The sequence below is a fragment of the Commensalibacter intestini A911 genome, from assembly GCF_000231445.1.
GTDB lineage: Bacteria > Pseudomonadota > Alphaproteobacteria > Acetobacterales > Acetobacteraceae > Commensalibacter > Commensalibacter intestini.
Genome location: NZ_AGFR01000003.1, coordinates 391,115 through 415,588 on the forward strand (window position 1 = coordinate 391,115; position 24,474 = coordinate 415,588).

At 35.2% G+C, this 24,474-nt stretch carries 24 protein-coding genes and 3 tRNA genes; 18 read left to right on the plus strand and 9 right to left on the minus strand.

All coding sequences use genetic code 11. The features are described from left to right. Positions 1-71 precede the first annotated feature (71 nt). Positions 72-1,490, plus strand: coding sequence for an aminotransferase-like domain-containing protein (locus tag CIN_RS02140; protein ID WP_008853413.1), 1,419 nt, complete (start codon positions 72-74; stop codon positions 1,488-1,490). A gap of 18 nt (positions 1,491-1,508) precedes the next feature. On the opposite strand, the gene CIN_RS02145 is transcribed toward CIN_RS02140, so the two are convergent. Further along, on the minus strand, positions 1,509-2,024 hold the full coding sequence (locus CIN_RS02145; RefSeq protein WP_008853414.1) for a GNAT family N-acetyltransferase: 516 nt from the start codon (positions 2,022-2,024) through the stop codon (positions 1,509-1,511). A 224-nt stretch (positions 2,025-2,248) separates the two neighbouring features. On the opposite strand from CIN_RS02145, the gene CIN_RS02150 reads away from it, so the two are divergent. Then, the gene (locus CIN_RS02150) at positions 2,249-2,992 is read left to right on the plus strand and encodes a tetratricopeptide repeat protein (RefSeq protein ID WP_050798310.1); all 744 of its coding nucleotides are present in this window, start codon (positions 2,249-2,251) and stop codon (positions 2,990-2,992) included. Positions 2,993-3,006: 14 nt separating this feature from the next. On the opposite strand, the gene CIN_RS02155 is transcribed toward CIN_RS02150, so the two are convergent. Together CIN_RS02155 and CIN_RS02160 are read right to left on the minus strand one after the other, a co-directional pair. Continuing rightward, positions 3,007-4,296 (minus strand): hypothetical protein, encoded by a 1,290-nt coding sequence (locus CIN_RS02155; RefSeq protein WP_008853416.1) that lies wholly within the window; start codon positions 4,294-4,296, stop codon positions 3,007-3,009. Positions 4,297-4,315: 19 nt separating this feature from the next. Further along, positions 4,316-5,308, minus strand: coding sequence for a DNA processing protein DprA (locus CIN_RS02160; RefSeq protein WP_008853417.1), 993 nt, complete (start codon positions 5,306-5,308; stop codon positions 4,316-4,318). Positions 5,309-5,533: 225 nt separating this feature from the next. Between CIN_RS02160 and gatC the strand changes: the two genes are divergently transcribed. The 7 genes from gatC (at position 5,534) to CIN_RS02195 (ending at position 11,692) form a co-directional block, all read left to right on the plus strand. Next, on the plus strand, positions 5,534-5,854 hold the full coding sequence (gene gatC, locus CIN_RS02165) for an Asp-tRNA(Asn)/Glu-tRNA(Gln) amidotransferase subunit GatC (protein ID WP_008853418.1): 321 nt from the start codon (positions 5,534-5,536) through the stop codon (positions 5,852-5,854). Beyond that, positions 5,854-7,335 (plus strand): Asp-tRNA(Asn)/Glu-tRNA(Gln) amidotransferase subunit GatA, encoded by a 1,482-nt coding sequence (gene gatA / locus CIN_RS02170; protein WP_008853419.1) that lies wholly within the window; start codon positions 5,854-5,856, stop codon positions 7,333-7,335. The genes gatC and gatA overlap by 1 nt, the downstream gene beginning before the upstream one ends. After that, positions 7,332-8,783 (plus strand): Asp-tRNA(Asn)/Glu-tRNA(Gln) amidotransferase subunit GatB, encoded by a 1,452-nt coding sequence (gene gatB, locus CIN_RS02175; protein ID WP_008853420.1) that lies wholly within the window; start codon positions 7,332-7,334, stop codon positions 8,781-8,783. The genes gatA and gatB overlap by 4 nt, the downstream gene beginning before the upstream one ends. A gap of 89 nt (positions 8,784-8,872) precedes the next feature. After that, a tRNA-Ser gene (locus CIN_RS02180) sits at positions 8,873-8,964 on the plus strand. Between the two features lie 88 nt (positions 8,965-9,052). Beyond that, positions 9,053-10,729, plus strand: a complete 1,677-nt coding sequence (locus CIN_RS02185) for an LA2681 family HEPN domain-containing protein (protein ID WP_040363698.1) — start codon at positions 9,053-9,055, stop codon at positions 10,727-10,729. A gap of 15 nt (positions 10,730-10,744) precedes the next feature. Continuing rightward, the gene (locus CIN_RS02190; protein ID WP_008853422.1) at positions 10,745-11,245 is read left to right on the plus strand and encodes an NADAR family protein; all 501 of its coding nucleotides are present in this window, start codon (positions 10,745-10,747) and stop codon (positions 11,243-11,245) included. Between the two features lie 78 nt (positions 11,246-11,323). Then, positions 11,324-11,692 carry a hypothetical protein gene (locus tag CIN_RS02195; RefSeq protein ID WP_008853423.1) on the plus strand — a complete coding sequence of 123 codons (369 nt, stop codon included), beginning with the start codon at positions 11,324-11,326 and terminating at the stop codon, positions 11,690-11,692. 4 nt (positions 11,693-11,696) lie between these two features. On the opposite strand, the gene CIN_RS02200 is transcribed toward CIN_RS02195, so the two are convergent. Then, a complete protein-coding gene (locus CIN_RS02200; RefSeq protein ID WP_008853424.1) occupies positions 11,697-12,899 on the minus strand; it encodes an Mrp/NBP35 family ATP-binding protein in 1,203 nt (400 codons plus the stop codon). Between the two features lie 203 nt (positions 12,900-13,102). On the opposite strand from CIN_RS02200, the gene CIN_RS02205 reads away from it, so the two are divergent. From CIN_RS02205 to CIN_RS02215, 3 genes are all read left to right on the plus strand, one after another. Beyond that, complete coding sequence (locus CIN_RS02205; protein WP_008853425.1) at positions 13,103-14,191, plus strand: OpgC family protein; 1,089 nt, start codon at positions 13,103-13,105, stop codon at positions 14,189-14,191. Between the two features lie 166 nt (positions 14,192-14,357). Then, positions 14,358-15,953, plus strand: a complete 1,596-nt coding sequence (locus tag CIN_RS02210) for a Do family serine endopeptidase (RefSeq protein WP_170314021.1) — start codon at positions 14,358-14,360, stop codon at positions 15,951-15,953. Positions 15,954-15,986: 33 nt separating this feature from the next. Beyond that, positions 15,987-17,027: an FUSC family protein gene (locus CIN_RS02215; RefSeq protein ID WP_050798312.1), complete on the plus strand. Its 1,041-nt coding sequence runs from the start codon at positions 15,987-15,989 to the stop codon at positions 17,025-17,027. 2 nt (positions 17,028-17,029) lie between these two features. Here CIN_RS02215 and CIN_RS02220 read toward each other — a convergent pair whose 3' ends face one another. Together CIN_RS02220 and CIN_RS02225 are read right to left on the minus strand one after the other, a co-directional pair. Beyond that, entirely contained in the window at positions 17,030-17,245 is a 216-nt protein-coding gene (locus CIN_RS02220; protein WP_008853428.1) for a Trm112 family protein, read from the minus strand. A 79-nt stretch (positions 17,246-17,324) separates the two neighbouring features. Continuing rightward, on the minus strand, positions 17,325-18,293 hold the full coding sequence (locus CIN_RS02225) for a thioredoxin family protein (protein ID WP_008853429.1): 969 nt from the start codon (positions 18,291-18,293) through the stop codon (positions 17,325-17,327). Between the two features lie 232 nt (positions 18,294-18,525). On the opposite strand from CIN_RS02225, the gene CIN_RS02235 reads away from it, so the two are divergent. The 3 genes from CIN_RS02235 to CIN_RS02245 all read left to right on the plus strand — a co-directional run bounded on the left by CIN_RS02235 (position 18,526) and on the right by CIN_RS02245 (position 19,912). Continuing rightward, positions 18,526-18,600: transfer RNA gene (locus CIN_RS02235), tRNA-Gly, on the plus strand. Between the two features lie 166 nt (positions 18,601-18,766). Continuing rightward, positions 18,767-19,774, plus strand: a complete 1,008-nt coding sequence (locus CIN_RS02240; protein WP_050798313.1) for a DUF2806 domain-containing protein — start codon at positions 18,767-18,769, stop codon at positions 19,772-19,774. 63 nt (positions 19,775-19,837) lie between these two features. After that, positions 19,838-19,912: transfer RNA gene (locus tag CIN_RS02245), tRNA-Gly, on the plus strand. A gap of 67 nt (positions 19,913-19,979) precedes the next feature. Here the strand turns inward: CIN_RS02245 and CIN_RS02250 are convergent. After that, positions 19,980-20,585 (minus strand): hypothetical protein, encoded by a 606-nt coding sequence (locus CIN_RS02250; RefSeq protein ID WP_008853431.1) that lies wholly within the window; start codon positions 20,583-20,585, stop codon positions 19,980-19,982. Between the two features lie 161 nt (positions 20,586-20,746). Here CIN_RS02250 and CIN_RS02255 point away from each other — a divergent pair, with 161 nt between their 5' ends. The 3 genes from CIN_RS02255 (at position 20,747) to CIN_RS02265 (ending at position 23,415) form a co-directional block, all read left to right on the plus strand. Further along, a complete protein-coding gene (locus CIN_RS02255) occupies positions 20,747-21,553 on the plus strand; it encodes a DNA/RNA non-specific endonuclease (protein WP_008853432.1) in 807 nt (268 codons plus the stop codon). Positions 21,554-21,620: 67 nt separating this feature from the next. Then, positions 21,621-22,229: a LysE family transporter gene (locus CIN_RS02260; RefSeq protein WP_040363701.1), complete on the plus strand. Its 609-nt coding sequence runs from the start codon at positions 21,621-21,623 to the stop codon at positions 22,227-22,229. A gap of 82 nt (positions 22,230-22,311) precedes the next feature. After that, complete coding sequence (locus CIN_RS02265) at positions 22,312-23,415, plus strand: glycerol dehydrogenase (protein ID WP_008853435.1); 1,104 nt, start codon at positions 22,312-22,314, stop codon at positions 23,413-23,415. 133 nt (positions 23,416-23,548) lie between these two features. Here the strand turns inward: CIN_RS02265 and CIN_RS02270 are convergent, their stop codons facing one another. Both CIN_RS02270 and CIN_RS02275 read right to left on the minus strand, forming a co-directional pair. Then, positions 23,549-23,989, minus strand: coding sequence for a hypothetical protein (locus CIN_RS02270; protein ID WP_040363702.1), 441 nt, complete (start codon positions 23,987-23,989; stop codon positions 23,549-23,551). A 45-nt stretch (positions 23,990-24,034) separates the two neighbouring features. Beyond that, the gene (locus CIN_RS02275; RefSeq protein WP_008853437.1) at positions 24,035-24,460 is read right to left on the minus strand and encodes a hypothetical protein; all 426 of its coding nucleotides are present in this window, start codon (positions 24,458-24,460) and stop codon (positions 24,035-24,037) included. Positions 24,461-24,474 lie beyond the last annotated feature (14 nt).

Here is a 24,474-nt window from a genome sequence, read left to right on the forward strand (position 1 = left end):
ATAGGTGATTTTATGTTCATATGTTTTAAGATGTTATCTATAATAGATGATTAATTCGGTTATTGAGACCAATGCATAAATTTAAGCAGCTTGCCAATAATATTCAGTTTTTGATTGAGAGTGAGTCTTGGCCTGCGCATAAGAAATTGCCTTCTTTGCGAGAGCAAGCACAAAGTTCTGGCTACAGTGTGATGACTGTTTTAAATGCTTATCAAGAGCTTGAAGCAAAAGGATGGATTTATACCAAGCAAAAGTCTGGATATTATGTTTCTGAAGCAATATCACACGTTTCGAAAACGTCTAATAAGCTTGCTTTAAATACAAATATTGAAATTAATTCTCTTGTATTTGATCACTTAAAACACTTGCAAAAAGAGCATGTTATTCCTTTAGGGTCGGCTTTTCCATCAGCGTCTTTGTTATGTAATACGTATTTTATGAAGACGCTTTCTCGGCATGCAAAAATCCCGAATAGTGCTTTAAGCACTGATAGTATGCCACCAGGATATTTACAGTTACGTCAAGTCATTGCCAGTCGTTATAGTTTGAATGGAATATCAACCAATCCAGAGGATCTAGTGATTACTTCTGGTGCGTTAGATGCGTTGAATCTTGCTTTGCAGGCTTTGACAAAACCAGGCGATTTTATTTTACTTCAACAAACAATATTTTACGGTGCTTGGCAAGCTGCTGAACGGTTAGGGTTGAATGTTATTACAATTCCAGAGCATTATCAATATGGGTTTGATTTAGAGGCTTTTGAAAATGCTCTGAAAAATTATCCCATTAAGGCATGTTGGTTGATGTTAAATGTACATAACCCCATTGGGTTTACCGTGAGCAATGAAATCAAAAGTACAATTGCGACGTTATTACACAAATACGAAGTGTATTTAATTGAGGATGATGTTTATCAAGAGCTATTTTATGAAAAACAAAAACCGTTATCCGTTAAATATTTTGATAAAGGGAACTATGTTTTACATTGTTCTTCTTTTTCAAAAATATTAGGAGCAGGGATAAGGGTTGGATGGGTAAATTCAGGTAAGTTTTCTAACGTCATCCAACATTTGCAATTAATGAGCACAGTTTCAGCAAGTAATCTTATGCAACATGCGTTGGCTGATTTTATTTGTAGTCATCATTATGAAAAACATTTAAGGCAATTGCGGTTAAAGTTGCATAAGACGAAAACTACTTATTATAAATTGTTACAAGAGATACTTCCTAAAACCTGTGAGATTTATCATTATGCAACAGGATATTTCTTATGGATAAAGTTGCCTGAGGGAATGGATAGCACTCTTTTATATCAGCGTTTATTAGAAAAAAATATTGTTATTGCTCCTAGTATTTTGTTTCAACAAGATAATTTGCCACAAAATTACATCCGTTTGAATTGTTCTTTTGAATTACATGAAAAGGTAAGGAGAGCCTTACAGATAATGGTTGATATGATTCATGACCTTGTTGAGGGAAAGGTCGTATAAATACAACCAATAATTGCTTTAAACTTTAGCAAAGTAGTCTGCTAAACAACATTCCATGTAAGTTGCATTATCACCGTATGTTTTTAATTTTTTCTCTAGAGCTGTATCAGGGGAGATAACTGAAAACCCATATTTTTGCCAAAAAGGCACTGAGTTTTGAATGGAAATTAATGAAGCATGCTTGAATTGTTTTTGAGTGGCGGTAGTTGCAAATTGTTGAAAAAGTAATTTGCCTACTCCCATGCCTCTGGCATTAGGATGAATAGCCAGGTCATGTAAATATAAACAATTCGGATGTTGATCTAATGTCTGTGTATCACTGTGTAATTGCGGTGGATTTCCTAGGCTTGCAGGAATAGAGAGGAGATATCCTCTGATCCCTTGCGTATCTTTCGCAACGAAACATGTATCTGGACTAATGTTGATTTTGGACACCATTGCTTCCGGAGATTCAGGTTCAATTTCATGATAGCATAGATCTTGGATAGTTAAAATTGCTTCAAGCTCTTGAATAGTCGCAGGATAAATCTTCATTTTTTTCTATTTTTCATAAAATAAATGGTGTATAATTTGTGACATATATATCATTTTATATGACGAGAATAAAGCGTATCGTTTTAATATTTTGACATCAGCATGTTCTTTTGAAAACATTACACAGGTCAATAGAATATATTGCTTAGTCAAAAAGATTTATTATGACGATGTGATTTGATAAAATATAAAAATAAATATCGGTAAGTGAGGATTAAAAAAAGATGAAACGGTTTTTTGGTTTAGTATTTGTAATGGCTGGATGTTTAGCAGTAAATACAGCAATAGCAGATACGGATATTATTGTTTATCCAGCAAAACCGAAAACTGAAATAATTAAAAGACCTCAAGCGGACATTGCTAATTTACAAAAAGAAGCTGATGATGGAAATATTAAGGCTCAGTTTAATTTAGGCGTATTATACTTAGAGGGGAAAAAGATTCCTCAGAGTTATGATAAAGCCATTTATTATTTCGGAGAAGCGGCTAAACAAGGGGATGCACAAGCTCAATTTAATTTGGGGCTGATGTATTTTGAAGGTGTTGGGGTTGCCAGAGATTATAATCAAGCGATGAAATATTATAAAATGGCTGCCTATCAATATATGCCTAAAGCTGATTTTAATTTGGCTTATATGTATGACCAAGGTGTTGGGACTACTCAAGATCATCAACAAGCGATTGCATGGTATAAAAAAGCTGCTGATCAAAATGTCCCTGAAGCACAATATAATTTGGCGTTAATTTATTATAGAGGTCAGGGCGTTCCTGTTGATTTACATAAGGCCTTAGAATTATTTAAAGATGCGGCTCATAATGATCATGCAGATGCTGCTTATAATGCTGGATGTATGTATGAACAGGGTCTAGGAACATCTATTGATAAAGAAAAAGCAAAGTCTTATTTTAAGAAAGCTTGTGATCTTCATAATCAAGATGGATGTAAAGAATATAAAGATTTGTTATGAGGTTTATTTAATTATCAAGTAAAATTCCATGTAGTAAATTTAGTAAATAGCTCATCTAATTCATTTCCTGCATCGTAATTATTTTTGATGATTGATGTATATGGAATATTATATGAGTTGGGGTGAGGAAAAAGATCTTTAGAATCAGATATTTGCCTATTGATAGAATAATTTGTAGGTAATTTATTTTTAGAAATAATTAAGTCAGTGTTAATGGTTTTAAGCCAAGCTAAGCAAATTACTTTTGCACCAGCAGCTTCTAACAACAACTTTGCAGCATCAAAAGAATAACCTGCGGTTACAATATCATCAATTAATAATGTTGTTTTACCTTGATAGTGATAATTGTTTTTACACTCATTGCCATATAAACCTTTTTTAGGTTGATTATTTAACATTAGAGTATTTAAATGATTATATATACTCAATAATGCTTTATTGCCATTGTTTCTAGCATCTTGTGATTTTGTAGATTGTGTATGCCTTATTAAAGCATTGGGTAAGTAAGTAATTCTAAAGCATTTAGAAAAGATATCTAAGGCTTTATCCATTACTTCATTTCCAGATCCGACTTTATGCCCTGGGAAGGCAATAATATTTTTGATTTGTAAATATAAACCTGAAAAGTAAATTTTAGAGATTAATAACATTAACCAAAAATCAGGAAGAGCTTCATTTCCCAATTGTTTAGCAGTGCTTCTTGCTGATGCTGAATATTGTGCTAACTGAGGTTTTAAAGTTGAGAATGGGGATAATGTATATAAATTAATATGATCGTCTTGATAATGATACATGTCTTTTTTATTAGCTTGTATGCAGCAAATATCAATGAAGCGAGCTAAAGCTGGAGTATCTTCAAAATATAGACCATATTTAATATCTTTATTATTAAGAATCCAAGTAGCTTTTATAAAAAGCATTTTTGAGTTAATACAGGCTTTCCAGTCATTCTCGTTTGCTCCGATATAAATCACTTCGTTTGGCTGTAAATTTTCATTTTTTAATATAAAAGGAACCGCATCAGCTCTTGGTTTTTTAGGCATATTCGGATAATTTTTTGAATTATAATCTTGGATGTCTTGTTCTGTTTTAGATTTAAAATAATTGGCTAATGATTGATCTTTATTGTTATCTACATACCAATACGTATTACTATGTATAATTACCTTAATATTACGAGTTGATAAAAAATTAATAAATTTCATTAGTGGATTTGTATATTTGTTCTCTAGTTGTTTTTTATCCAATCTATCATCAAAAAAAACGTTTCTTACAGAAAATATTACAGCTTTTAATTTTGCCATGACTATTTCTCCAAATTAATTAGATTTTGAAAGACATTTGCGTAGGATAATTAGTTATTGTATCGTTATTTTGTATTTCTTTGATGAAAAGATTAATATCATTGGGAAATATATATTTTTTAGCTGAGTATCTTTTTTCGGCATCTTCATTCGCAAGGGCATGAGCTAAATAGTAATTTTGACAGATCGGGGTCTCTACACAAATAATTTTTTTATTCATTTCATAAGCAAATTTTACAGTATGAGCTGTTCCACTTTTTATTTTCCACTCTAAAGGAGTGATTACGTTAGCTAGAGCAGCTTGAATTCTATTTCTATGAATAAATGAATTTTGTGTAGGTTTACTGTTTGGAAAATATTCTGATATTATTGTGCCATCATTTTCAAGAATTCTTGTCCTTAAATAATGAGAATTTTCAGGATAATTTTGGAGTAACCCGTTTCCGAGGACTGCTATTGTTGGAATATGAAGATATAAAGATAAAGTATGGACAAGCTGATCAATACCTGCAGCTAGCCCACTGATTGTAACAAAAGGTTTATCTGTATTTGATATTCCGTATAATAATGTTTCTGTTAAAAACTTTCCAATATTAGTATATTCTCTTGACCCAACAAGTGCTAGTATAAACTGATTATGAAGATTTTCTATTTTACCTTGTACAAACAACCAAAATACAGGATTTTTCATATTTTTTGGAAAATTAGGGAAAGCGTTATCTGTATATAAAAGTAATTGGATATTTTTTGTTCTCAGAAATTGAATATATTCTTGACCTGTTTTTAATAAATTTTTTAAACAATCTTCCCATAAATTTCCAATCAAAAAATCACTATTTATGTGACGCCCTAATAATTTGTTGAGCTCGTCTATGTTATTAGTTTGTAGGATTGATTTTAAAGAATTTTCGTTTTTAATAAAATTGTAAAGAGTTTGATATCCAATACCTTTGATTTGTATTAAAGCTGCAAATATTTGGTATTCTATATCTTGAAAATTGTTATTTGTCATAAATTGATGACCAAAATAAGTTTTAAAATTAGCTTTTATTATACTGTAAAATATAAGGTAATAAAAGAAAAAAATATTATTTTACAATGAAATAAACATTTGTGTAATTTAGAGTTGTTAATATTAAATAGTAAAATAATTTTATAACGCTTATTCCTTTACCCTTATAGTATGGTATAGAATAAAAGTAATTTTTTAACCTATTAAAGAAAAACTATTTAAGTGATGGAGGTTGAATTGACCGACAAGAAACAAGACAGCGTTTTGGACAAGAAAATTGTCCAACGCGTTGCCAAACTTTCTTCTTTGGCAGTCAAAGAAGATGAATTGGCAACTTATGCTGCTGATATAGGTGGCATTATCAATTGGATGGAACAATTGAATGAAGTAGATATTACCAATGTTCAACCAATGGTTGGCACGGAAATCGCGCAGTTACGTTTACGCGAAGATGTTGTGACGGATGGGGAGTGTAAAGAAGATGTTCTTTCAAATGCTCCTGAACGTATTGCTGACTTTTATGCTGTTCCAAAGGTGGTTGAATAATGTTAACTGGAATGAAAATTACTGAGGCAGCCGATGGTTTGCGTCAAAAGAAATTTAGTGCTGAGGAACTGACCAAAGCACATTTGAATGCCATTGATAAACTCAATGCACGTTTAAATGCGTATATTACGGTGACTGCGGATGCTGCGATTAATCAGGCCAAAGAAGCAGACAAAAAGCTTGCTTCTGGTGATGCACCAGCATTAACGGGTATTCCTTTGGCAATCAAAGATTTGTTTTGTACCAAAGGTGTAAAAACTACGGCTGCTAGTCGTATTTTAGAGAACTTTGTTCCTCCATATGAAAGTACAGTAACATCGAACTTATTGCGTGATGGTGCTGTATTTTTAGGTAAAGTGAACCTTGATGAATTTGCGATGGGTTCTGGGAATTTAAATTCTGCATTTGGTGCGGTGGAAAATCCATGGAAACGTAAAGGTGAGGATACATTCCTTGTTCCTGGTGGTTCTTCTGGTGGTTCTGCTGCTGCGGTTGCTGCACAAATGGCAATGGGTGCAACAGGAACCGATACGGGTGGTTCTATTCGTCAACCTGCTGCTTATTGTGGGATTACAGGGATTAAGCCAACTTATGGTCGTTGCAGCCGTTGGGGCATTATTGCGTATGCAAGCTCTCTTGATCAAGCTGGCCCAATGGGGAAATCAGTTGAGGATTGTGCAATTATGTTGCAATCAATGGCTGGTTTTGATCCAAAAGACAGCACGTCAGTAGATAAAGAGGTGCCAGATTATCGTGCGGCTTGTAACCGCTCATTAAAAGGTATGAAAATTGGTATTCCAATGGAGTATCGTGCACCTGGTTTATCTCCAGAAATTGAAGCGGTTTGGCAGCAAGGAATTAACTGGCTTAAAGATGCTGGTTGTGAAATTGTTGATGTTTCTTTGCCTCATACGAAATATGGTTTGGCAACTTATTACATCATTGCACCTGCTGAGGCTTCTTCTAACTTAGCTCGTTATGACGGAGTTCGTTATGGACGTCGTATTGCTGGTGATAGTTTGGATGAACTTTACGCAAATACACGTGGCGCAGGGTTCGGAGATGAAGTTAAACGTCGTATTCTGATGGGCACTTATGTGCTTTCTGCGGGATATTATGATGCTTACTATTTGCGTGCTCAAAAAGTGCGTAAATTGATTTATCAAGATTTCATGAATGTTTTTGATAAAGTTGATGTGTTATTAACGCCAACTGCACCAACCGCAGCATTTGCTAAAGGTGAAAATCAAGAAGATCCAGTACAAATGTATTTAAACGATATTTTTACCGTTCCTGCAAGTATGGCTGGGGTTCCTGGTCTTGCGGTTCCTGCTGGATTAAGCAGTCAAGGATTGCCTTTGGGATTACAATTATTAGGTCGTCCGTTTGGTGAAGAAACTTTATTTGCGGTGGGTTCTGCGATGGAAAAAGCAGCAAACTTTACCCATAAACCAACTCTTCTTGCTGGAGGTTCCCTATGAGTTATGTGATTGAAGGTTCAACAGGCCCTTGGGAAGTGGTTATTGGATTAGAGGTCCACGCCCAAGTCATTAGCCAAGCTAAGTTATTTTCTGGAGCATCTGCGCATTTTGGTGCAGATCCAAACATGCATGTTAGTCTGGTTGACGCTGCGTTTCCAGGAATGTTGCCTGTATTAAACCGTGAATGTGTGGATCAAGCTATTCGCACAGGGCTTGGTTTGAATGCTAAAATTAATTTAATGAGTCGTTTTGACCGTAAGAACTATTTCTATGCGGATTTGCCTCAAGGATATCAAATTTCTCAATTTGAATTTCCAATTGTAGGTGAGGGTACCATTGAAATTGAGTTAGATGATGGTTCTGTTAAAAATATCGGCATTACCCGTTTGCATTTAGAACAAGATGCGGGGAAATCTATTCATGATTTGGCACCTAAAGAAACATGTGTGGATTTAAATCGTTCAGGTGTTGCGTTGATGGAAATTGTGAGTGAACCTGATATGCGTTCACCTGAAGAAGCTGGGGCTTACTTACGTAAAATCCGTGCAATTGTGCGTTATCTTGGCACTTGCGATGGCAATATGGAAGAGGGCTCTATGCGTGCTGACGTGAATGTGTCTGTGCGTAAAGCGGGTGAAGATTATCGTACGCGTTGTGAGTTAAAAAATATTAACTCTATTCGTTATGTCATGCAGGCGATTGAAATCGAGGCTAAACGTCACGTAGAGATCTATGAAAATGGCGGTGAAGTTGATCAAGAAACACGTTTATTTGACGTCGCTCGTGGGGAAACTCGTACGATGCGCAGCAAAGAAAACGCGCATGATTATCGTTATTTCCCAGATCCAGATTTGTTGCCTTTGATTGTTGAGCAATCTCATGTTGATCATTTAAAATCAACTTTGGCTGAATTGCCTGATGATAAACGTAATCGTTTTCAATCTGAATATGGATTGCCTCGTTACGATGCGAATGTTTTGGTTGCCGAGCAAGATATTGCGAACTTCTTTGAAAAAGTTGCAAAGGGTCGTGATGGTCGTATGGCATCTAACTGGGTTACAGGTGAGTTGTTTGCTGTTTTAAATAAAAAAGGCTTAACTATTCATGAAAGCCCTGTTAGTGCAGAAGCATTAGGTGGATTATTGGATTTGATTGCTGATAATACTATTAATGGTAAGATTGCTAAGGAAGTTCTTGAAGATATGGTTGAAACAGGAGACATGCCTGCGGATATCGTTGAACGTAAGGGTTTGAAGCAAGTTACGGATACGGGTGCGATTGAAAAGGTTATTGCAGAAATTCTGGTTGCTAACCCTGACAAAGTTGAACAATATAAATCTGGTAAAGATAAATTATTTGGGTTCTTTGTTGGGCAAGTCATGAAGGTTATGCAAGGAAAAGCCAATCCTGCGATCGTTAATGAATTGCTTAAAAAACAATTATCTTAAAAGAATCAAAAAATAAAATTGACAGCCTCTCAATAAACGACTAAAAACATTTCAGAGCAAACGCCGTGTTACTAAGCAACTCTTCTTGCGGAGGGGTGGCCGAGAGGCTGAAGGCGGCGGTTTGCTAAACCGTTGTACGATGAAAGTCGTACCGTGGGTTCGAATCCCATCCCCTCCGCCATAAATTATTTCATTTACAATTTATTTTATAGTTAAAACATTACCATTTTAATATTATTCTTGTACTTTAAATGCAGGGATGTATAGCGATGAATAGTGATGAGTTAAGCAAGTTATATGGCAAAATTTCAAGTGAAATTGATGGCTATATCCATGCTGGTGATATAGATAATTTAAAAAATATGGATCTGCTATGTGGTCGGTATATTGATCAATATCCATTGATTGCCTATGCATTTTGGTATTGTAAAGCTAACATCGCATCAGCACTCTTTCAACTAGGTAATTTGCAAGAAAAACCTCCAGAACCACAGAATATAGAACCTCAAGATAAACAAAAGAGTAATAAAACCAAGCAATCTTCTACAATTCAAGTTGATCCAAGTTGGAAGCCTCTTTTATATCAACGTCAAGCAATACAGCATGATAGCTTTCAAGCTTGCTCACGTGAATTTAAAGCAATGATTTTAACAAATACGGGCCGTGCGTTTGATAAAATTGGACGTTTTATTGAGGCAATAGAATGTTACGAACAGGCTATTCTTTGCGTTCCTACTTTTGCTATGGCCTTATATTATCGTGGTAGAAGTTTATTTAAATTAGCAAATTGGTTAGCTCTTAATCCTGAGATAAATTATAATAAAACACCTTTTAATTTTTTATATATTGAAGCAAAAAAGAGTTTTAACCGTGCTTTTCAAAAAGGAACAGTTTGGGAAACACATCCTGATAATATAGATACACTGCGTAAAGAATATTATGAATATATATTACCGCATATTCACCAAATAGGGACTTTAGAAGCAATTAAAAGTTATAAATTATGTTTTGTTTATTTTTTCAACAAATTAGTTGGAGGAGTTGTATATAAGTTAAATTTTATGGGTTTTTTAAAAGACTCAGCGGAGAAGGTTGCATATAAAAAATGGTCTCTGAAGGAGCATTTATATCTTGATCCTATTAATTTGGTGTCTGTATATGATATTGGCAGGACAGATTATCTATCTTTTCCTCCTTATTCTTACCGTCAAGGAGAAGAACAACCAGAGTTTTTTAATTGGTTTAGGTTATTAAAACAAGAATATATTGCTGCACGTTATTTATTATTTCAATCTATACAATTAAAAGATAAAGAACATTTTGCAGATGAAAATAGTGACTTATTCCCATCAAATGAAGCAGAATTAAAAAGATCTGACAATTCTGGGGAGATTCGTCAGAATGATTTCTCTTTTGGGCTAACGACATCTTTAATGAAGTCTTCTTTTAGTAAAGCCTATAGTATTTTTGATAAGATTGCTGAGTTTATTTTTGCTTTTTGGGAGTTAGAAGTAAAAAATAAAAAGGGAGAAGTTATTCGTAATCCTATGATTTCAATTGGGAGTATTTGGTATAATAACCTTGATAGTAAACAAGGTGTAAATATAAAATTAATTAATAAAGATAATTGGTTTTTAAAAGGATTATATCATTTATCTTACGATCTCGTTGGTAAAGAAATACCTAAAGCGTATATCCTTCCAGAATTTAAGAGGCTGCATGAAATACGTAATAAACTAGAACATTCTGGGGTAATGATTACCAAAGAGATAAATACAAGTTCTTCACAAAGATTAATGACAATTTCATTAGAAGAGTTTGTTGAACATAATTTGTCTTTGTTACGTTTAGTTAGAAATGCTTTGTTTTATTTAAGTCTCGCCGCGGGTCTAGATCAATGGAATTATGAAAATAGAATTAATAATACGTATCAAGAAAATGATTAAGAGTCAGGAAATTTAATGGATTATTCAAAATTTACATTTTTCTGGGAACATCAAGCAGATGCGGTGCATCCAGAATGTAGTCAATTTTATAAAAGTCCTTTTATAATTGATAGAATAGAGTTCAGTTGCACAGAGCAATGGATGCATTGGAAAAAAGCGATTACTTTTGGAGATCAGGAAACTGCACAAAGAATCTTAAAAACAAAGTCTCCTTTTGATCAAAAGAAATCAGGACGTGAAGTGGCTAATTTTAATGCTCAGATATGGAGTGCGATTGCAGTAGATATTGTTTTTAGGGGTAATATTGAAAAGTTCTCGCAAAATCCAGATCTTTTACAATTATTCTCTCAATCCAAAGGAACTTTGTTGGTAGAGACAGCACCTAAAGATTCGATTTGGGGAATTGGATTGGTTGCTTCTGATCCCAGAGCATTGCATAAAAATCAATGGCAAGGGCAAAATTTATTTGGGAATATCGTAACACGTGTCAGAGATATTCTGTGTGGTGTGGTATAAATTGATTTAAAGATTGAAGTTCAAGGCCTCTTATCATATTTAAAGAAGAAACAAGGCATTTGTGAAAGAGGAACGATCATGCTAGATGAAGATGATGAAAGAGAATATGGGCTTAAAGAAAAATACGAATATGAATTGCCTGGGGAGCCTTTAAATCCTTCTGGTGAGCCATTGGGTAAGGTATTATTTACTAATCCATCTGTTGTTCCTTCTGATATAAAGCCTTTGTCTGACAAAGAGTTTACAGGTTTAGGTTATTTAAAGTATTGGCTTCTTTCTTGTATTATAATGTTAATTTTTGGTTTAACGTTTGAGTTTGGAATTTTGGGAAAAGATGGAAAGGAAGGTCCTTTGTGCCAGTACCTTCCTCAGAATAAAATGTGTTATTATTTAGCAGGCGTAGCCCCAACAACATCAGGAAAACCTGCTCCATTTTCTGTAAAATAAATGATTACTCTTGTGCACTATCTTGTTTTTTGTTTGCTCTTTGTTGAGTCAAACGTTTAATGACAGGTACCATTAGTTCCGTGATTTCTTGATATGCTTTGGCAGCGACACTGTCAGGGTCTTGTGCAACAATAGGAACGCCTGTATCCGCACCACTACGAATAGCTGGAATTAATGGAATCTCGCCAAGGAAAGGGAAGCCTAGATTTTGGGCTTCATTCTTGGCACCATTTTCACCGAAAATATAGGTCTTCTCATCACAACATGGACAGGAGAAATATGCCATATTCTCAATAATACCTAAAATAGGCGTTTTTGATTTTTGGAACATTGCAATGCCTCGTCTGGCGTCCAGCAAAGCAACGTCTTGAGGAGTGGAAACAATAATTGCACCGTCTATTTGCACGGTTTGGGTTAAGGTTAATTGAACATCTCCGGTTCCAGGAGGAGTATCAATTAAAAGAACGTCGAGTTCTCCCCACTGAACATCCGATAATAGTTGCTTTACAGCCCCCATAACCATAGGGCCACGCCAAATCATGGCTTGCTCTTGTGGCACCAGCATTCCGATGGACATGGCTGAGATTCCCCAGGCCGTCATTGGCATCAGTTTATGGTTAACAACTTCGACTTGACCTTCTAGACCTAACATGTGGGGAACAGAAGGGCCATAAATATCGGCATCCATTAAACCAACTTTTAATCCTTGCTTTGCTAGGCTAACAGCAAGGTTAATCGCAGTCGAAGATTTACCTACGCCACCTTTTCCAGAAGCAACAGCAATAATGCAGCCAATGGATTGTAATGTTTCGATCGGGCCATTATTTGCATTGTTTGGTTTTGCAGGTGGATGTTTATGGGCTTGATTCCAAGGAGTCGATACATTCTTCTCTGAAGTTGCAGCAGCAGGTTGACGAGGAGGGAAAACTAACCGTTTACTGGAGGCCGTACCTGAATTTAAAAATACACGAGCTTGGGTAACATTTTCTAAATGTTGTAAATGATGTTCAATTTTGGCCCTCAAGGGTTCCGCAGCATCAGGAGGCACTGTAGAGACATTTAATGTTAAATGAACTTTTTGACCTTGAACGGTAATGCTTTCGATAATATTTGCATCTAACAAACGTATATCAGGCGACCAAGGAAGGGTAAAATCAGATAAAGTCTGTTTAATGGTTTGCTGATCAATTAAATTTGGGCTAGTCATAGATATACTTTCTAAAGATGACAATAGGAATAAAAGCGATCATAAAAGATCTTAGAGATAGTATATAACAATTTTTTAAAAGATTTTTATGATTATTTTCAAATTTCCTTTATAAGATGCAATAGAAAGACATTTTGATTATTCTATTGTAAAGGATTAGAACCCTGTCTACTAAACCTCAAAAACCAGGCAGAGATCATCGTGTGGATGCATTGCGGGGCTTGGCATTAGTGATGATGTATGTTGATCATATTCCAGAGGATCTGTTGAATCGCTTTACAATGCGAAATGCTGGATTTGCTGATGCTGCGGAAATTTTTGTATTATTGGCAGGGTATGCGTCTTGGCTAGCTTATGGAAGGAAAATTCCAAAAGATGGCTTATGGACTGTAACAAAAAGAGTTTGGCATCGTTGTTGGAAGATATATTTATTCCAAATGGGGCTGGTGCTAATTAGTTTACTTAGTATTTATCAATGGCGGCGTTTTTGGGTATTACCTGTTGATTTTCTTGAACCAGAATTAGCACATGGTTACAGTATTGCCAGAGAGAGTTGGCGGTTATTATCACTGGATGCCTTGCCCAGTAATTTAAATATTTTACCATTATATATTATTTTATTAGGTGGTTTTCCTTTGTTTTACTTACTAATAAAGCGCCGATGGTGGCTGGCTTTAGGGGTAAGTGCTTTAATCTGGCTTGGGGTTAATATTGATCCTTGGTTTAATTTTCCGAATTGGTTAGATCCAGATGGATGGTTTTTTAATCCTTTCGCATGGCAGTTTTTGTTTACAATTGGGATTTTTGGATCGATTGTTGCAGGAAAGCATGACGGGAATTTCCCTGCTATTCCATGGTTAAAGTGGGGGATGGGACTCTATTTACTCTTTTCTTTTTTTGAGGCATTTCCTTGGGAATATTGGGGATTACCTGATTTGCGATTGCTTCATGTGCCAGTGCCAGCAAAAGCGTATCTGTCTCCATTAAGATTGCTAGATGTGGTGGCTATTTTTTATTTGGTGCAGTCTTCTCCGTGGGCAAAGCGTTTTTCTGAAGGAAAAATTGGACAGTTTCTGGCTTTATATGGTCGTCACTCTTTAGAAGTGTTCTCTTTGAGCACCGTCTTTGACTTATGGGGACGGTTGATGTTTGCGAGTTGGGGAGAAATTTGGATTTTACAATTTGTGGTCAATTGTATAGGGGTTTCTATTTTATATTTCTTGGCGTTGCATTTAGACAAAAAGAAAAATAGAGCAAAAGAAAAGGCTAAATTAAAAGTGAGTCATTCTTAATTAAATAACTAAAATTAATAGAGTATTTCTAATTTAATTATGATTTGAATAGTTTACTTTTGAAAGATCTTGGTTATAATTTTTCAGCTCTAATATCTGCTATAAATATATCTTGCGTGGGCTTGTTACAATTTTTATAAATTAATCTGAACAGGGAATAATGCGAATGAAAATACGCAAAAGATCTTTCATGCACTCTTGTTGTTTATTATTAGTCGGAACAACATTTTTATTTCCTGTTTCAAAGGTTAAAGCAGAATCTTCTTTTTTTTCATTTCCATTTTTTACAAGAACACAACAAACGCATACACAATATCAACGTGTGCCAGATAGTTTTGCTGATTTAGCAGAAAAATTACTACCTACAGTTGTTAATATATCTTCTAGTAAAACAGTTAAGCCTGGGCAAACAACCGATGATGATGAAGATGATGATAATGGTGATGGAGGAGATGAAGATAATGCGAGTCAAGACCAAGATCCTAATTCTCCATTTGAGAAGTTTTTTCGTAATTATATGAATCGTCGTGGTATTCCTGATGATGGGAATAATCATTTGCAGGCCTTGGGATCAGGGTTTGTTGTTGATCCTGCGGGGTGGATTGTCACAAATTATCATGTGATTAAAGATGCAGATCAAATTACAGTTACATTACAAAATAATCATGTTCTCAAAGCAACCTTAAAAGGGTTTGATGAGAGAACTGATTTAGCATTGTTAAAAATCAATCCCAAGTCTCCTTTAACAGCCACAAGTTTTGGTAATAGTGATCAGTCCAGAGTGGGGGATTGGGTGTTGGCTATTGGTAATCCTTATGGGTTATCAGGCACAGTAACATCAGGAATTATCTCTTCTCGAGGGAGAGATATAGAGCAAGGCCCTTATGATGATTTTATTCAAACTGATGCCCCTATTAACAAAGGAAATTCCGGTGGACCTTTATTTAATATGAAAGGTGAGGTTATTGGTATTAATACAGCTATTTTCTCACCCTCTGGGGGGTCTATAGGGATTGCTTTTGCCATTCCGTCCAATGAAGCCAAGACTATTATTGATCAGTTAAAGCAATCAGGTCACGTAGCCAGAGGTTGGGTTGGTGTTCGCATTCAAGAAGTTAGTGAAACGATTGCGGATAGTTTAAATATTCAACCTTTTCAAGGTGCTTTAGTTGTACAAGTCGATCCTAACGGCCCTGCAGCAACAGCAGGGGTAAAAGCGGGGGATGTTATCCAGACTTTGAATGGGCAAGAGATTACTGCGCATACGATGCCTCGTCTTATTGCGCAAATGTCTGCGAATAGTAAAGCAACTCTTGGAATTTTAAGGCAAGGGAAGAAAATTGACTTGCCAATCTCAATTGCAAGTTTAGTTGATGATGGAGCTACACCCGTAGATACTCATCACGATAATTCTAATGAAAAATCTAAGGTTGTTTCTTTAAAAGATTTAGGCTTTTCTGTTAGTAATATGACGGATATTTTACGGCAGAAATATAATCTTTCTGAGAAACAGCAAGGCGTTGTGATTGTTGCAACAGAAGCTCGTAAAGGTAAGGGGGCAAGTGATTTGAAGGTGGGTGATGTTATTATTGGTACGAGTAAGAATAATATTGCTCAGGTGACAGATCTACAAAAAGGAATTGCGCTCTTTGAGCAAGAAGTAAAGAAAAAAGGACAGAAAAATCCAACGATACTGCTTTTAATTCAAAGTGGTGATACAATGCGTTGGATTGCAGTTCCTGTAAAAGACAAGAAAAAATAGAGGAAATGACAAACAATATAAATATGAGTTTTTATGCGGTATAATTTTAAAAAGCATGAAATCTATTCAGCTGTGCAACAAAGTTTACGTCTGTTGTTGTCTATAGCGTTGGCCAGTTTAATCGCTTATGTCAGTGGATTACATGAGCCTTATTGGGCATTAATTACCTCTGTTATCGTGACGCAAAGTCGTATTGTACAAACATTACAGACTAGTCGAGATCAAATCGTTGGTTCCTTGCTAGGTGGGGCTGCGGGGTTAATTGCAATTGTGATAGAGAAATACTCACAATTGCCCTCTTTGATTGTCTTTACGATTGTGATTATCCCAATGGTTGCCTTTGTTGCGTGGCGACCGTCGATGCGTTTGGGTGTGGTAACTCTTGCTGTCGTGTTTCTATTTCCATCTCCAGGAGGAATGTTTGAGCGTCCCTTTGATCGTATCTTTTCTATTTTGGTTGGAGTGATTGCTGCTCTGATCGCAAGTTATTTTATTTTACGTCCTCAAGCACGATGCAGTGCTTTTCTTCATGCCAGAGTAGCTTTTGATAAACTACATATTTTGCTGCACTCTGTGCTGACATCCCATATTATATGGGAAGAAGTTGAGTCCATGAATGACGAAGTGACCTCGGAATTAAGAGATTTAGCAAGTGAAATTGCTGAGGCGCGGAAAGAGCATCCTAACTATACGTTGGAACATTCAGATCCGACTTTAGTTAAGGTATATCCAATCTTACGACGTTTACAAAGTGATAGTATTTTTGTCGCAAGAGCAATGGATGAGTATCATCAAAAATTACCTGATGAAACAAGGCATGTTTTAAAAACGTCCTTAAATCAAGTTTTTGAAAGATTTATTGAGTTAAGTGATGAGCAAGCAGGGCATAGAGAACCGTTTTTTTGTTCAAAGCAAAAGGATAGTTTTGAAGAAATGATGATTGCTCCAATTTTATCAGAAGCTAAGAAAAATTGCCCACCAACCATACAATTTACATTGCAGGCGTTATGCCAAGATTTGGTTCGTGGGCACGATGTTTTTATGTATTCAAAAAAACTAAGAGCATCTTCTTAAAATTATTTATAGCGATTAACTTCTTCATCTGTGAGTTGTCTTGCTTCATCAACAAGCATGACGGGGATGCCTTCTTTAACAGGATAGGCCAATGCAGCTTCACAGCTGATAAGCTCGTTATTTTCACGATCGTAAATTAGAGGGCCTTTTGTTAATGGGCATACGAGGATTGAAAGTAAACGTTGATCAATAGGAGGAGAAGAGGATTGTTCTGTCATTTGAACCTTGCGATTTTAATTGTTTATAAAATGAGAAATATAGAGCAGAGAGTAAGTTCTGCTCTATATGAATATTAGGTTATGAGAAAAGTATACTAGATAAGTGTCTTCTAGCTTCTAGGGTTGATGGATCATCTAATCCCCATGCTTCGAATAGACGTAGTAGCTGTTTTTTTGCTGCTTCATCATTCCAACTACGATCTCGTTTGATAATTTCTAATAACTCGTTTGCGGCTTCTTGACGTTTTTCAGAAGCATTATAAGCGGTGGCGAGGTCATAACGTGCTTGATGATCATCTGGATTGGCAGCAACTTTATCAAGAAAAGATTGTAGCTCACTTTGTGCTTTTTTACCTTCTATTGCAAGATCAATGGCTGCTTTTGCCCCCGTAATTTCGCCATTTTCAAGAAGTTTCTCTGGAACTTGCTCGATAACTTCTTGGGCTGCTTCTGGGCCTGAATGTGCTAATAGCGCACGAATCATGCCACCCCAAGCTTCTGGTCTTTCTGGTTCCAGTTCAAGAGCTTGAGAATAAGCCCCCATTGCTTCTTCATATTGCTGATTTTCTAGGAACTCTTTGCCTTGCTCGATGAAATCTTCACTTGGCATTGCACTACCAGCAGCTTTTAAAACTTGATCAAGAAATTTTTGAATAGCACTTTCAGGTTGTACCCCTTGGAACAGATCAACAATTTGACCTTGCCAGAATGCAGCGACTACAGGGATTGATTGAATAGGCAAGCCAATTTGCATCAATTGTTGGGTTAACGCTTGGTTTTCATCAATATTAAGTTTCGCGAGTTTAACGCGCCCTTTAGCAGCGGTTACAACTTTTTCTAAGACTGGGGTTAATTGTTTGCAAGGGCTGCACCATTCTGCCCAAAAATCAACCAACACAGGAATATTATTGCTGCCATCTAATACTTCTTGCATGAAGTTATTTTGATTTACATCGACAATGATGCTTTGTGCTGAGGAAGAAGGGGAAACAGAACCATCTTCGGTCAATAGCTGTGCGTTAGAAGTCGTATTAAAAGGCGTTGTCATTGCTGTATTATATCCTGTATAAAAATGAGCAAAATAGGTTTAAAAGATACAAGGTTCTTGTTTAATAAACTTATGAACATCGTATTCAAAACATCAAATTTTGAAGAGTTAAGAAACATTATATCAATAAGGTCATGTAGAAACAAAAATAAAAATATTTTTTTTAAAATTTTATTATTTTTCTCTTGCAAGATTTTTTAGAATCTTTTAAAAGCATCTTACGCAATACAAAGCGGGCGTAGCTCAGGGGTAGAGCACAACCTTGCCAAGGTTGGGGTCGTGGGTTCGAATCCCATCGCCCGCTCCAGATTTTTAATCTGCAGCGATTTTATTTTTCCATTATAATTTAATCTGATATATTAATTTTGATATAGTTATAAGTTTTTTAATTTATATTTCATTTCATAAAGAGTTTTTACTTTTATGGAATAAAACTATTATTGCCTTTATGTGTTTAATAAAGTGAGCCTAGCATGTCTTATAGTAAATTGTTTGAACGAATGTGGTTAACTGTAGAAAAATGTGGAGGATCATACTTTAGGCCACGGATTATCAAGAGGGATGGTAAAGCGCGGCTAGAGTTAGAGGCTTTAGAAAAATTGATGGCCGTTCAAATAGAAAAACGTATTAATTTATTAAAGCAAGATACGACCAATACAAATATAGATATTAACGCTTTAGAACGCATTGTAAATCAAGACCTAAAGTCAATTGATCTCGAAGAGAAAATAAAAAAAGAGCCTTATTTAGAATATACTAAACATATTCATCATCATTTAACCGATAATATCATGCGAAAAGAGTTTCAAAAAGAAGTCAATTTTGCCAAAGCAATTGATATAGCTGCTGGTATTTTATCTCAGGATGAAAGTGAACCACCCAAAGAACAGGTGGAGCAAGATTGGCTGTGTCGTTTTAGAGAGGTTGCATCGAATACAACGACAGAAGAGATCCAACAATTATGGGGCAGAATCCTTGCTGGGGAAATAAAATCTCCAGGGAAACATTCATTAAGAACATTAGAATTTATTAAAAACCTATCTCAAAAAGAAGCCAAACAAATAGAAAAGCTTTTTAGCTTTGTTATAGATGATAATGCAATAATGAAAGGTTTGGAGTTTGGTAGTAGATATGGAAATGATGTATTAAATTCTAAATTATCATATGAACATCTTTATGATATGCAATCTTTAGGGGTAATTACTGGTGTTGGGTGGGTTTTAGGAGTGGAAGTTAAACCAACCTATGATAAAGAAGTAAAATATTATCGAATATGTTTTAAAACATGTAATTGTTTATGGGGCAGTTATATTTTTAAACATAATAATAGTGATGCACAGCTGACGTTTGATAGCTATAAATTAACAAAATTAGGAGAAGAGCTTTATGATTTATGTCATGTTGAAATAGATGGTGATTATTTAAATTATGTTGTGAAAGTAATGGAAGAACAAGGTTTCAAAAAAGTTCCTAAAATATAACTTTTTAATTATTATTTGCTTGCATACCGTTTCAAAATATCGTAAACAGTTTCTACGTTCAGAGCGGGCGTAGCTCAGGGGTAGAGCACAACCTTGCCAAGGTTGGGGTCGTGGGTTCGAATCCCATCGCCCGCTCCAATTTATGCTTTTTATGATAAAGCAATTTTCATATAAAATGTTATTTTACTTATATTGCTAAAGTTAATTACTCTTTCCTCTCTTTTGCTTGTTTCAGCATTTCATAAGAACGAGAGAAATTTTGTTGAAAATAGTCTATTTCTGTTTCTGCGAGTTTATTTTCAGCATAGGCACAACTGAGTAAATAATCTTTAATTTCTTCTGGTAATGGCAACTCTGTTGGGAACAGGTCTTGTGCGGTTAAAGAGGCAAGGGGTGCTTTTTGAATAAGTTTCGTTGCTCTGAATTTTAAAGGATATTCAATCCAATAATGATAGTCTCCGATTTGTGCAATGGCAGAGTGATTATCCAGCAAAGCATTAGTAATCATTGGGTTGGTTAAGTAATTTTGGAAATATAGGTTCATTAATGTGATTTTATCTTCTGCTTCTTGAAAATCTTTAAAAATATATAAAAAATCAGAAGGTTTTTTAATTAAAGAAACGCAGATATAATCAATAAAATAATCACAACAAATACTTTGAGGATTATTGTCGTTGACGGAACATCCTTTGACAGCATTGGATAAAATTGTTGAAATCTTCTCTTCGTCACACCAAAGTTGATCAATGAAATGACTATTTTGAAAAGCCGTATTGATATAATCTTGTGCGTTCAATGATTTTGTTTCCATGATCTTCATAGTCCTTGTGATGACGCTTTTAATAAATAAGAATTTCTTTATAAAATGATCAAAAATGAAAGGAAATCTTTTTTATCAAAAGAATGCTCTTTCTTTGCTTGGTTGTTCCTATATAACTAAAGATTATTGTTGAATAACGAGCAGTTTTAAAAATGAAAAAAATATATACGATTGCAATTTTAGGATTATTGGTTGCTATTCAGGCAAAGGCAGAAGGGACTTGCGTTCATGAAGTGCCCATGACGAGTGGTCATGGTGCGACTGTTACTGATACTGCACCAACGCCATTATCTAGCCAAGCAGATATAAAGAATTGTGATCGTGGATATGCGTGGGCTTTTTCGAATAAAACGAACGTGAATGTTTATTCTGCTGAATATTTAACCAGAGATCAGGTTCAAAGAGCCAAAGAAATGAGGCGGTATGGTAGTTTTGATAATCGAGATCCTTTGATTAAAGATTATCGTAATTCTGGCTATGATCGTGGACATATGACCCCCAGTGGCGATATGGGTGATTATGACTCTCAAGTAAAAACCTTTATTCCTCAAAATTTGGTGCCTCAGACAAAACAGCTTAATAGTGGTAAATGGAATTGGATTGAAAGCCAAGTGCGTCAAATGGCTATTCAATATGGGGCTGTTTATGTGGTAACAGGGCCTTATTTCCAAGGGAGAACGAAGAAGGTCGGGGAAGATCGTTTATGGGTGCCTTATGCGACTTGGAAAGCGGTTTATATTCCTGAATTAAAACAGTCGGGTGTTTATTTTTGTAGAAATATAAAAAGGCCGACTTGTTATATACAAACCGTGGCTTTCTTTACTGAGCATACGGGAATTGATCCTTTTCCAGCACTTGCATCATCAATTAAAGAAACTCAAGCGCCTCTGCCAAAAATGCTTGCCCATAAGAAGAAAAAGAAAAGAGCAACTAAACAGCAAATGGGTTATAATTGGTAAATGGTTATGCAGAGCGTAATGTTAAGGATTAACTATTTTATAAGATGTTATTGAGGCTATTGATTTTATGTCTTTTATTGGAATTTTAATCATTCAATTTTTTGCTTTACTGATCCCTGGGCCAGACTTTTTCTTAGTTTCTAGAACAGGCATTACAGGTAGGGTTGTTGATGTTTGTAAAGTCGTTGCAGGAATTTGTGCGGGGGCTTGTATTTGGATGGTTTTATCCATATTAGGCTTGCATATTTTGTTTCAAACCTATCCTCTATTAAATCAATTGGTTATGTTGGGTGGTGGTTGTTATTTGATGTATTTGGCTTATGGAATTGTTAAACGATCTAGCCAAGAAATAGGTTCTGTTGTCTACAAGGAAAAATATTATTTTTTCAAAGGGGTAATGTGTAATTTATCTAACCCTAAAGCCATTATTTATTTTGCGAGTATTTTTTCTGTTTTACCGTTGGGGTCAGATATAGGGCATATTGTTCTATTGATAGTTTCGCTTTTAATTGAAAGTTTTCTTTGCTTCGTGGGATTAGGCATTATCTTTTCTCATCCAGCGATTAAAAAAGGCTATCAGAAATATAATAAGAAAATAGATTTTATTTCCGCAATGATTTTTGTGTTTTTTGCACTTCTTTTATGGATAAAATTTATATTGTCTTTTGGTGGCTAACATATTTTCAGAAATGTGAGTTGTCATATTATATGTTGGATGATTAACTATAAATTTAGTTTTCTTTAAATAGGGTGGGTTCATGCTACAGGTTATTCAGTCTCCTTCTAAATATATTCAGGGTCCTAATGCATTACAAGAAATTGGGTATTATGGAAAATTATTAGCCGACTTTTATTTGGTTATTGCTGATCAAGTGGTTATGAATATTACACAAGAAACCATTGAAAAAAGTTTAAAAAAAGAAGATGTGCAAGGACATTTTGAACTTTTTAAAGGAGAATGCTCGAAAAAAGAAATTCTACGTTTGGGAGATATTTTAAAAGCCAATAACTGTCGTGGTGTGATTGGTGTTGGTGGTGGAAAAGCTTTAGATACAGCCAAAGCGGTGGCTTATTATAATAAAGTACCCGTATTAATCGTGCCAACGATTGCTTCTAATGATGCTCCGACCAGTGCCTTGTCTGTGATTTATACAGAAAAAGGGGAATTCGAAGAGTATTTAATGTATCCAACCAATCCAGATATTGTTTTTATGGATACAACAGTGGTTGCAAAAGCACCTGTTCGTTTGTTTGTTGCAGGGATGGGGGATGCATTATCGACGTATTTTGAAGGTCGAGCTTGTTTACGTGCCCATGCAAAAACAATGGCTGGTGGACAATCTACATTGGCCGCAATGGGATTGGCAAAACTTTGTTATGATACACTTCTAGAAGAAGGCTATAAAGCTAAGCTGGCGGTTGAAAATGGTGTGGCAACGTCTGCTGTTGAACGTATTATTGAGGCAAATACTTATTTGAGTGGTATTGGGTTTGAAAGCTCTGGACTGGCTGCTGCGCATGCCATTCATAATGGTCTCACCGTTTTAGAAGAATGTCATCATATGTATCATGGTGAAAAAGTAGCTTTTGGAACATTAGTACAATTAGTCTTAGAAAATGCTTCAGAAGAAGAATTAGAAACCGTATTAGACTTCTGTGATCGTGTTGGATTGCCGATTACATTAGCTCAAATTGGGGTCAAAGAGGGGGATGGATTTAAAGAAAAGAAAATTATGGAAGTTGCCAAAGCCAGTTGTGCAGAAGGTGAGACCATTCATAATATGCCGTTTAAAGTTACGCCAGAACAAGTTTATGCGGCGATTTTAACAGCAGATGCGTTGGGTAAGGCTTGGCGAGAATAGGTCATTACAATTTATTTATTATGAATGAATATAGGAATGCACAAATAAATATCATTTGTGCATTTTTTTAGAATTACAGAGTATATATACAAATATAATTTGTTATATTGATATCAAACAAATTACTTGGATTTTATGAATTTGTAATTTTATTTTTTTTTGTTGATTCCTGACAATTTTTAATCAGTTTACTCATGTTGGCCAGGAATTGTTTGCCTTTAACTTGATCTGTTCTAAGGATATGAGGTTTATTATCCGTATCCTTTAAAATAAATTCAGTATAGCCAGAATCATCAACTTGTCCTTTGTCAGGCCAAGTCAGTAAAGAGAACTGATATTGTCGACTAGAGCTCATTGTTACTGTAATAGAGCATATATGGTCAGAATTAACGCTATAGATACGTTTCCCATCGATGGTTACTTTGCTGGGCATTGTTTTTTGTATATTTTTAACAGCGCTTACATATAGCGCTGTATTATCTATAAGGGCGGTATTATCTACCGTTTGTGCAAATGCTTGGCAATTGACTAAGCCAGTTATTATGAGGACGCCAGATAATACTAATTTTTGCATTGATAATCTCTTCAAAAATTATAGTTGATGAGGGCTATAATAGGTTTAAGGATGTTTTTCTAAAGAAATTTGTCTTAGTGATGGAATTTGAGAAAAACTACAGTTTTTAGGATGATAATCCTGACAAGTATCTGTTTCTTGGGGATTACTTAATTCTTGGTTATTTTGAGTGATATCAAAAGATACTTTGCATAATTTATAAGTAATAATTAATTTTTTATTTTTAAGTGCAAAAGGATCAATATATCCAGCTATTTCAGCTGTGCACTCAGGTGATCTGAACGATATCATTCCATAAGCAGGGTAATAGGGCATATATAGCACGGTTGCATATTGATGAGGTGCTTTATGTTCATAGGTGATCATGTTTAGATAGGCTTGTTGTGTCGTATCTGTTTGCGCATTGCTCAATGATGGAAACGCAATGGCAGCACCAAGGATACAAGGAAGAAGGAATGGAAATAATTTCATCTGACTATACCTTG

Excerpts from the sequence above, each read along its gene's own strand:
- gatA (WP_008853419.1), top strand. The coding sequence starts at position 5,854 with ATGTTAACTGGAATGAAAATTACTGAGGCAGCCGATGGTTTGCGTCAA.
- CIN_RS02150 (WP_050798310.1), top strand. The coding sequence starts at position 2,249 with ATGAAACGGTTTTTTGGTTTAGTATTTGTAATGGCTGGATGTTTAGCA.
- CIN_RS02215 (WP_050798312.1), top strand. The coding sequence starts at position 15,987 with ATGCGGTATAATTTTAAAAAGCATGAAATCTATTCAGCTGTGCAACAA.
- CIN_RS02190 (WP_008853422.1), top strand. The coding sequence starts at position 10,745 with ATGGATTATTCAAAATTTACATTTTTCTGGGAACATCAAGCAGATGCG.
- gatB (WP_008853420.1), top strand. The coding sequence starts at position 7,332 with ATGAGTTATGTGATTGAAGGTTCAACAGGCCCTTGGGAAGTGGTTATT.
- CIN_RS02225 (WP_008853429.1), bottom strand. The coding sequence starts at position 18,293 with ATGACAACGCCTTTTAATACGACTTCTAACGCACAGCTATTGACCGAA.
- gatC (WP_008853418.1), top strand. The coding sequence starts at position 5,534 with ATGGAGGTTGAATTGACCGACAAGAAACAAGACAGCGTTTTGGACAAG.
- CIN_RS02140 (WP_008853413.1), top strand. The coding sequence starts at position 72 with ATGCATAAATTTAAGCAGCTTGCCAATAATATTCAGTTTTTGATTGAG.
- CIN_RS02240 (WP_050798313.1), top strand. The coding sequence starts at position 18,767 with ATGTCTTATAGTAAATTGTTTGAACGAATGTGGTTAACTGTAGAAAAA.
- CIN_RS02265 (WP_008853435.1), top strand. The coding sequence starts at position 22,312 with ATGCTACAGGTTATTCAGTCTCCTTCTAAATATATTCAGGGTCCTAAT.
- CIN_RS02260 (WP_040363701.1), top strand. The coding sequence starts at position 21,621 with ATGTCTTTTATTGGAATTTTAATCATTCAATTTTTTGCTTTACTGATC.
- CIN_RS02275 (WP_008853437.1), bottom strand. The coding sequence starts at position 24,460 with ATGAAATTATTTCCATTCCTTCTTCCTTGTATCCTTGGTGCTGCCATT.
- CIN_RS02250 (WP_008853431.1), bottom strand. The coding sequence starts at position 20,585 with ATGGAAACAAAATCATTGAACGCACAAGATTATATCAATACGGCTTTT.
- CIN_RS02255 (WP_008853432.1), top strand. The coding sequence starts at position 20,747 with ATGAAAAAAATATATACGATTGCAATTTTAGGATTATTGGTTGCTATT.
- CIN_RS02195 (WP_008853423.1), top strand. The coding sequence starts at position 11,324 with ATGCTAGATGAAGATGATGAAAGAGAATATGGGCTTAAAGAAAAATAC.
- CIN_RS02160 (WP_008853417.1), bottom strand. The coding sequence starts at position 5,308 with ATGACAAATAACAATTTTCAAGATATAGAATACCAAATATTTGCAGCT.
- CIN_RS02185 (WP_040363698.1), top strand. The coding sequence starts at position 9,053 with ATGAATAGTGATGAGTTAAGCAAGTTATATGGCAAAATTTCAAGTGAA.
- CIN_RS02210 (WP_170314021.1), top strand. The coding sequence starts at position 14,358 with ATGAAAATACGCAAAAGATCTTTCATGCACTCTTGTTGTTTATTATTA.
- CIN_RS02155 (WP_008853416.1), bottom strand. The coding sequence starts at position 4,296 with ATGGCAAAATTAAAAGCTGTAATATTTTCTGTAAGAAACGTTTTTTTT.
- CIN_RS02220 (WP_008853428.1), bottom strand. The coding sequence starts at position 17,245 with ATGACAGAACAATCCTCTTCTCCTCCTATTGATCAACGTTTACTTTCA.
- CIN_RS02270 (WP_040363702.1), bottom strand. The coding sequence starts at position 23,989 with ATGCAAAAATTAGTATTATCTGGCGTCCTCATAATAACTGGCTTAGTC.
- CIN_RS02145 (WP_008853414.1), bottom strand. The coding sequence starts at position 2,024 with ATGAAGATTTATCCTGCGACTATTCAAGAGCTTGAAGCAATTTTAACT.
- CIN_RS02200 (WP_008853424.1), bottom strand. The coding sequence starts at position 12,899 with ATGACTAGCCCAAATTTAATTGATCAGCAAACCATTAAACAGACTTTA.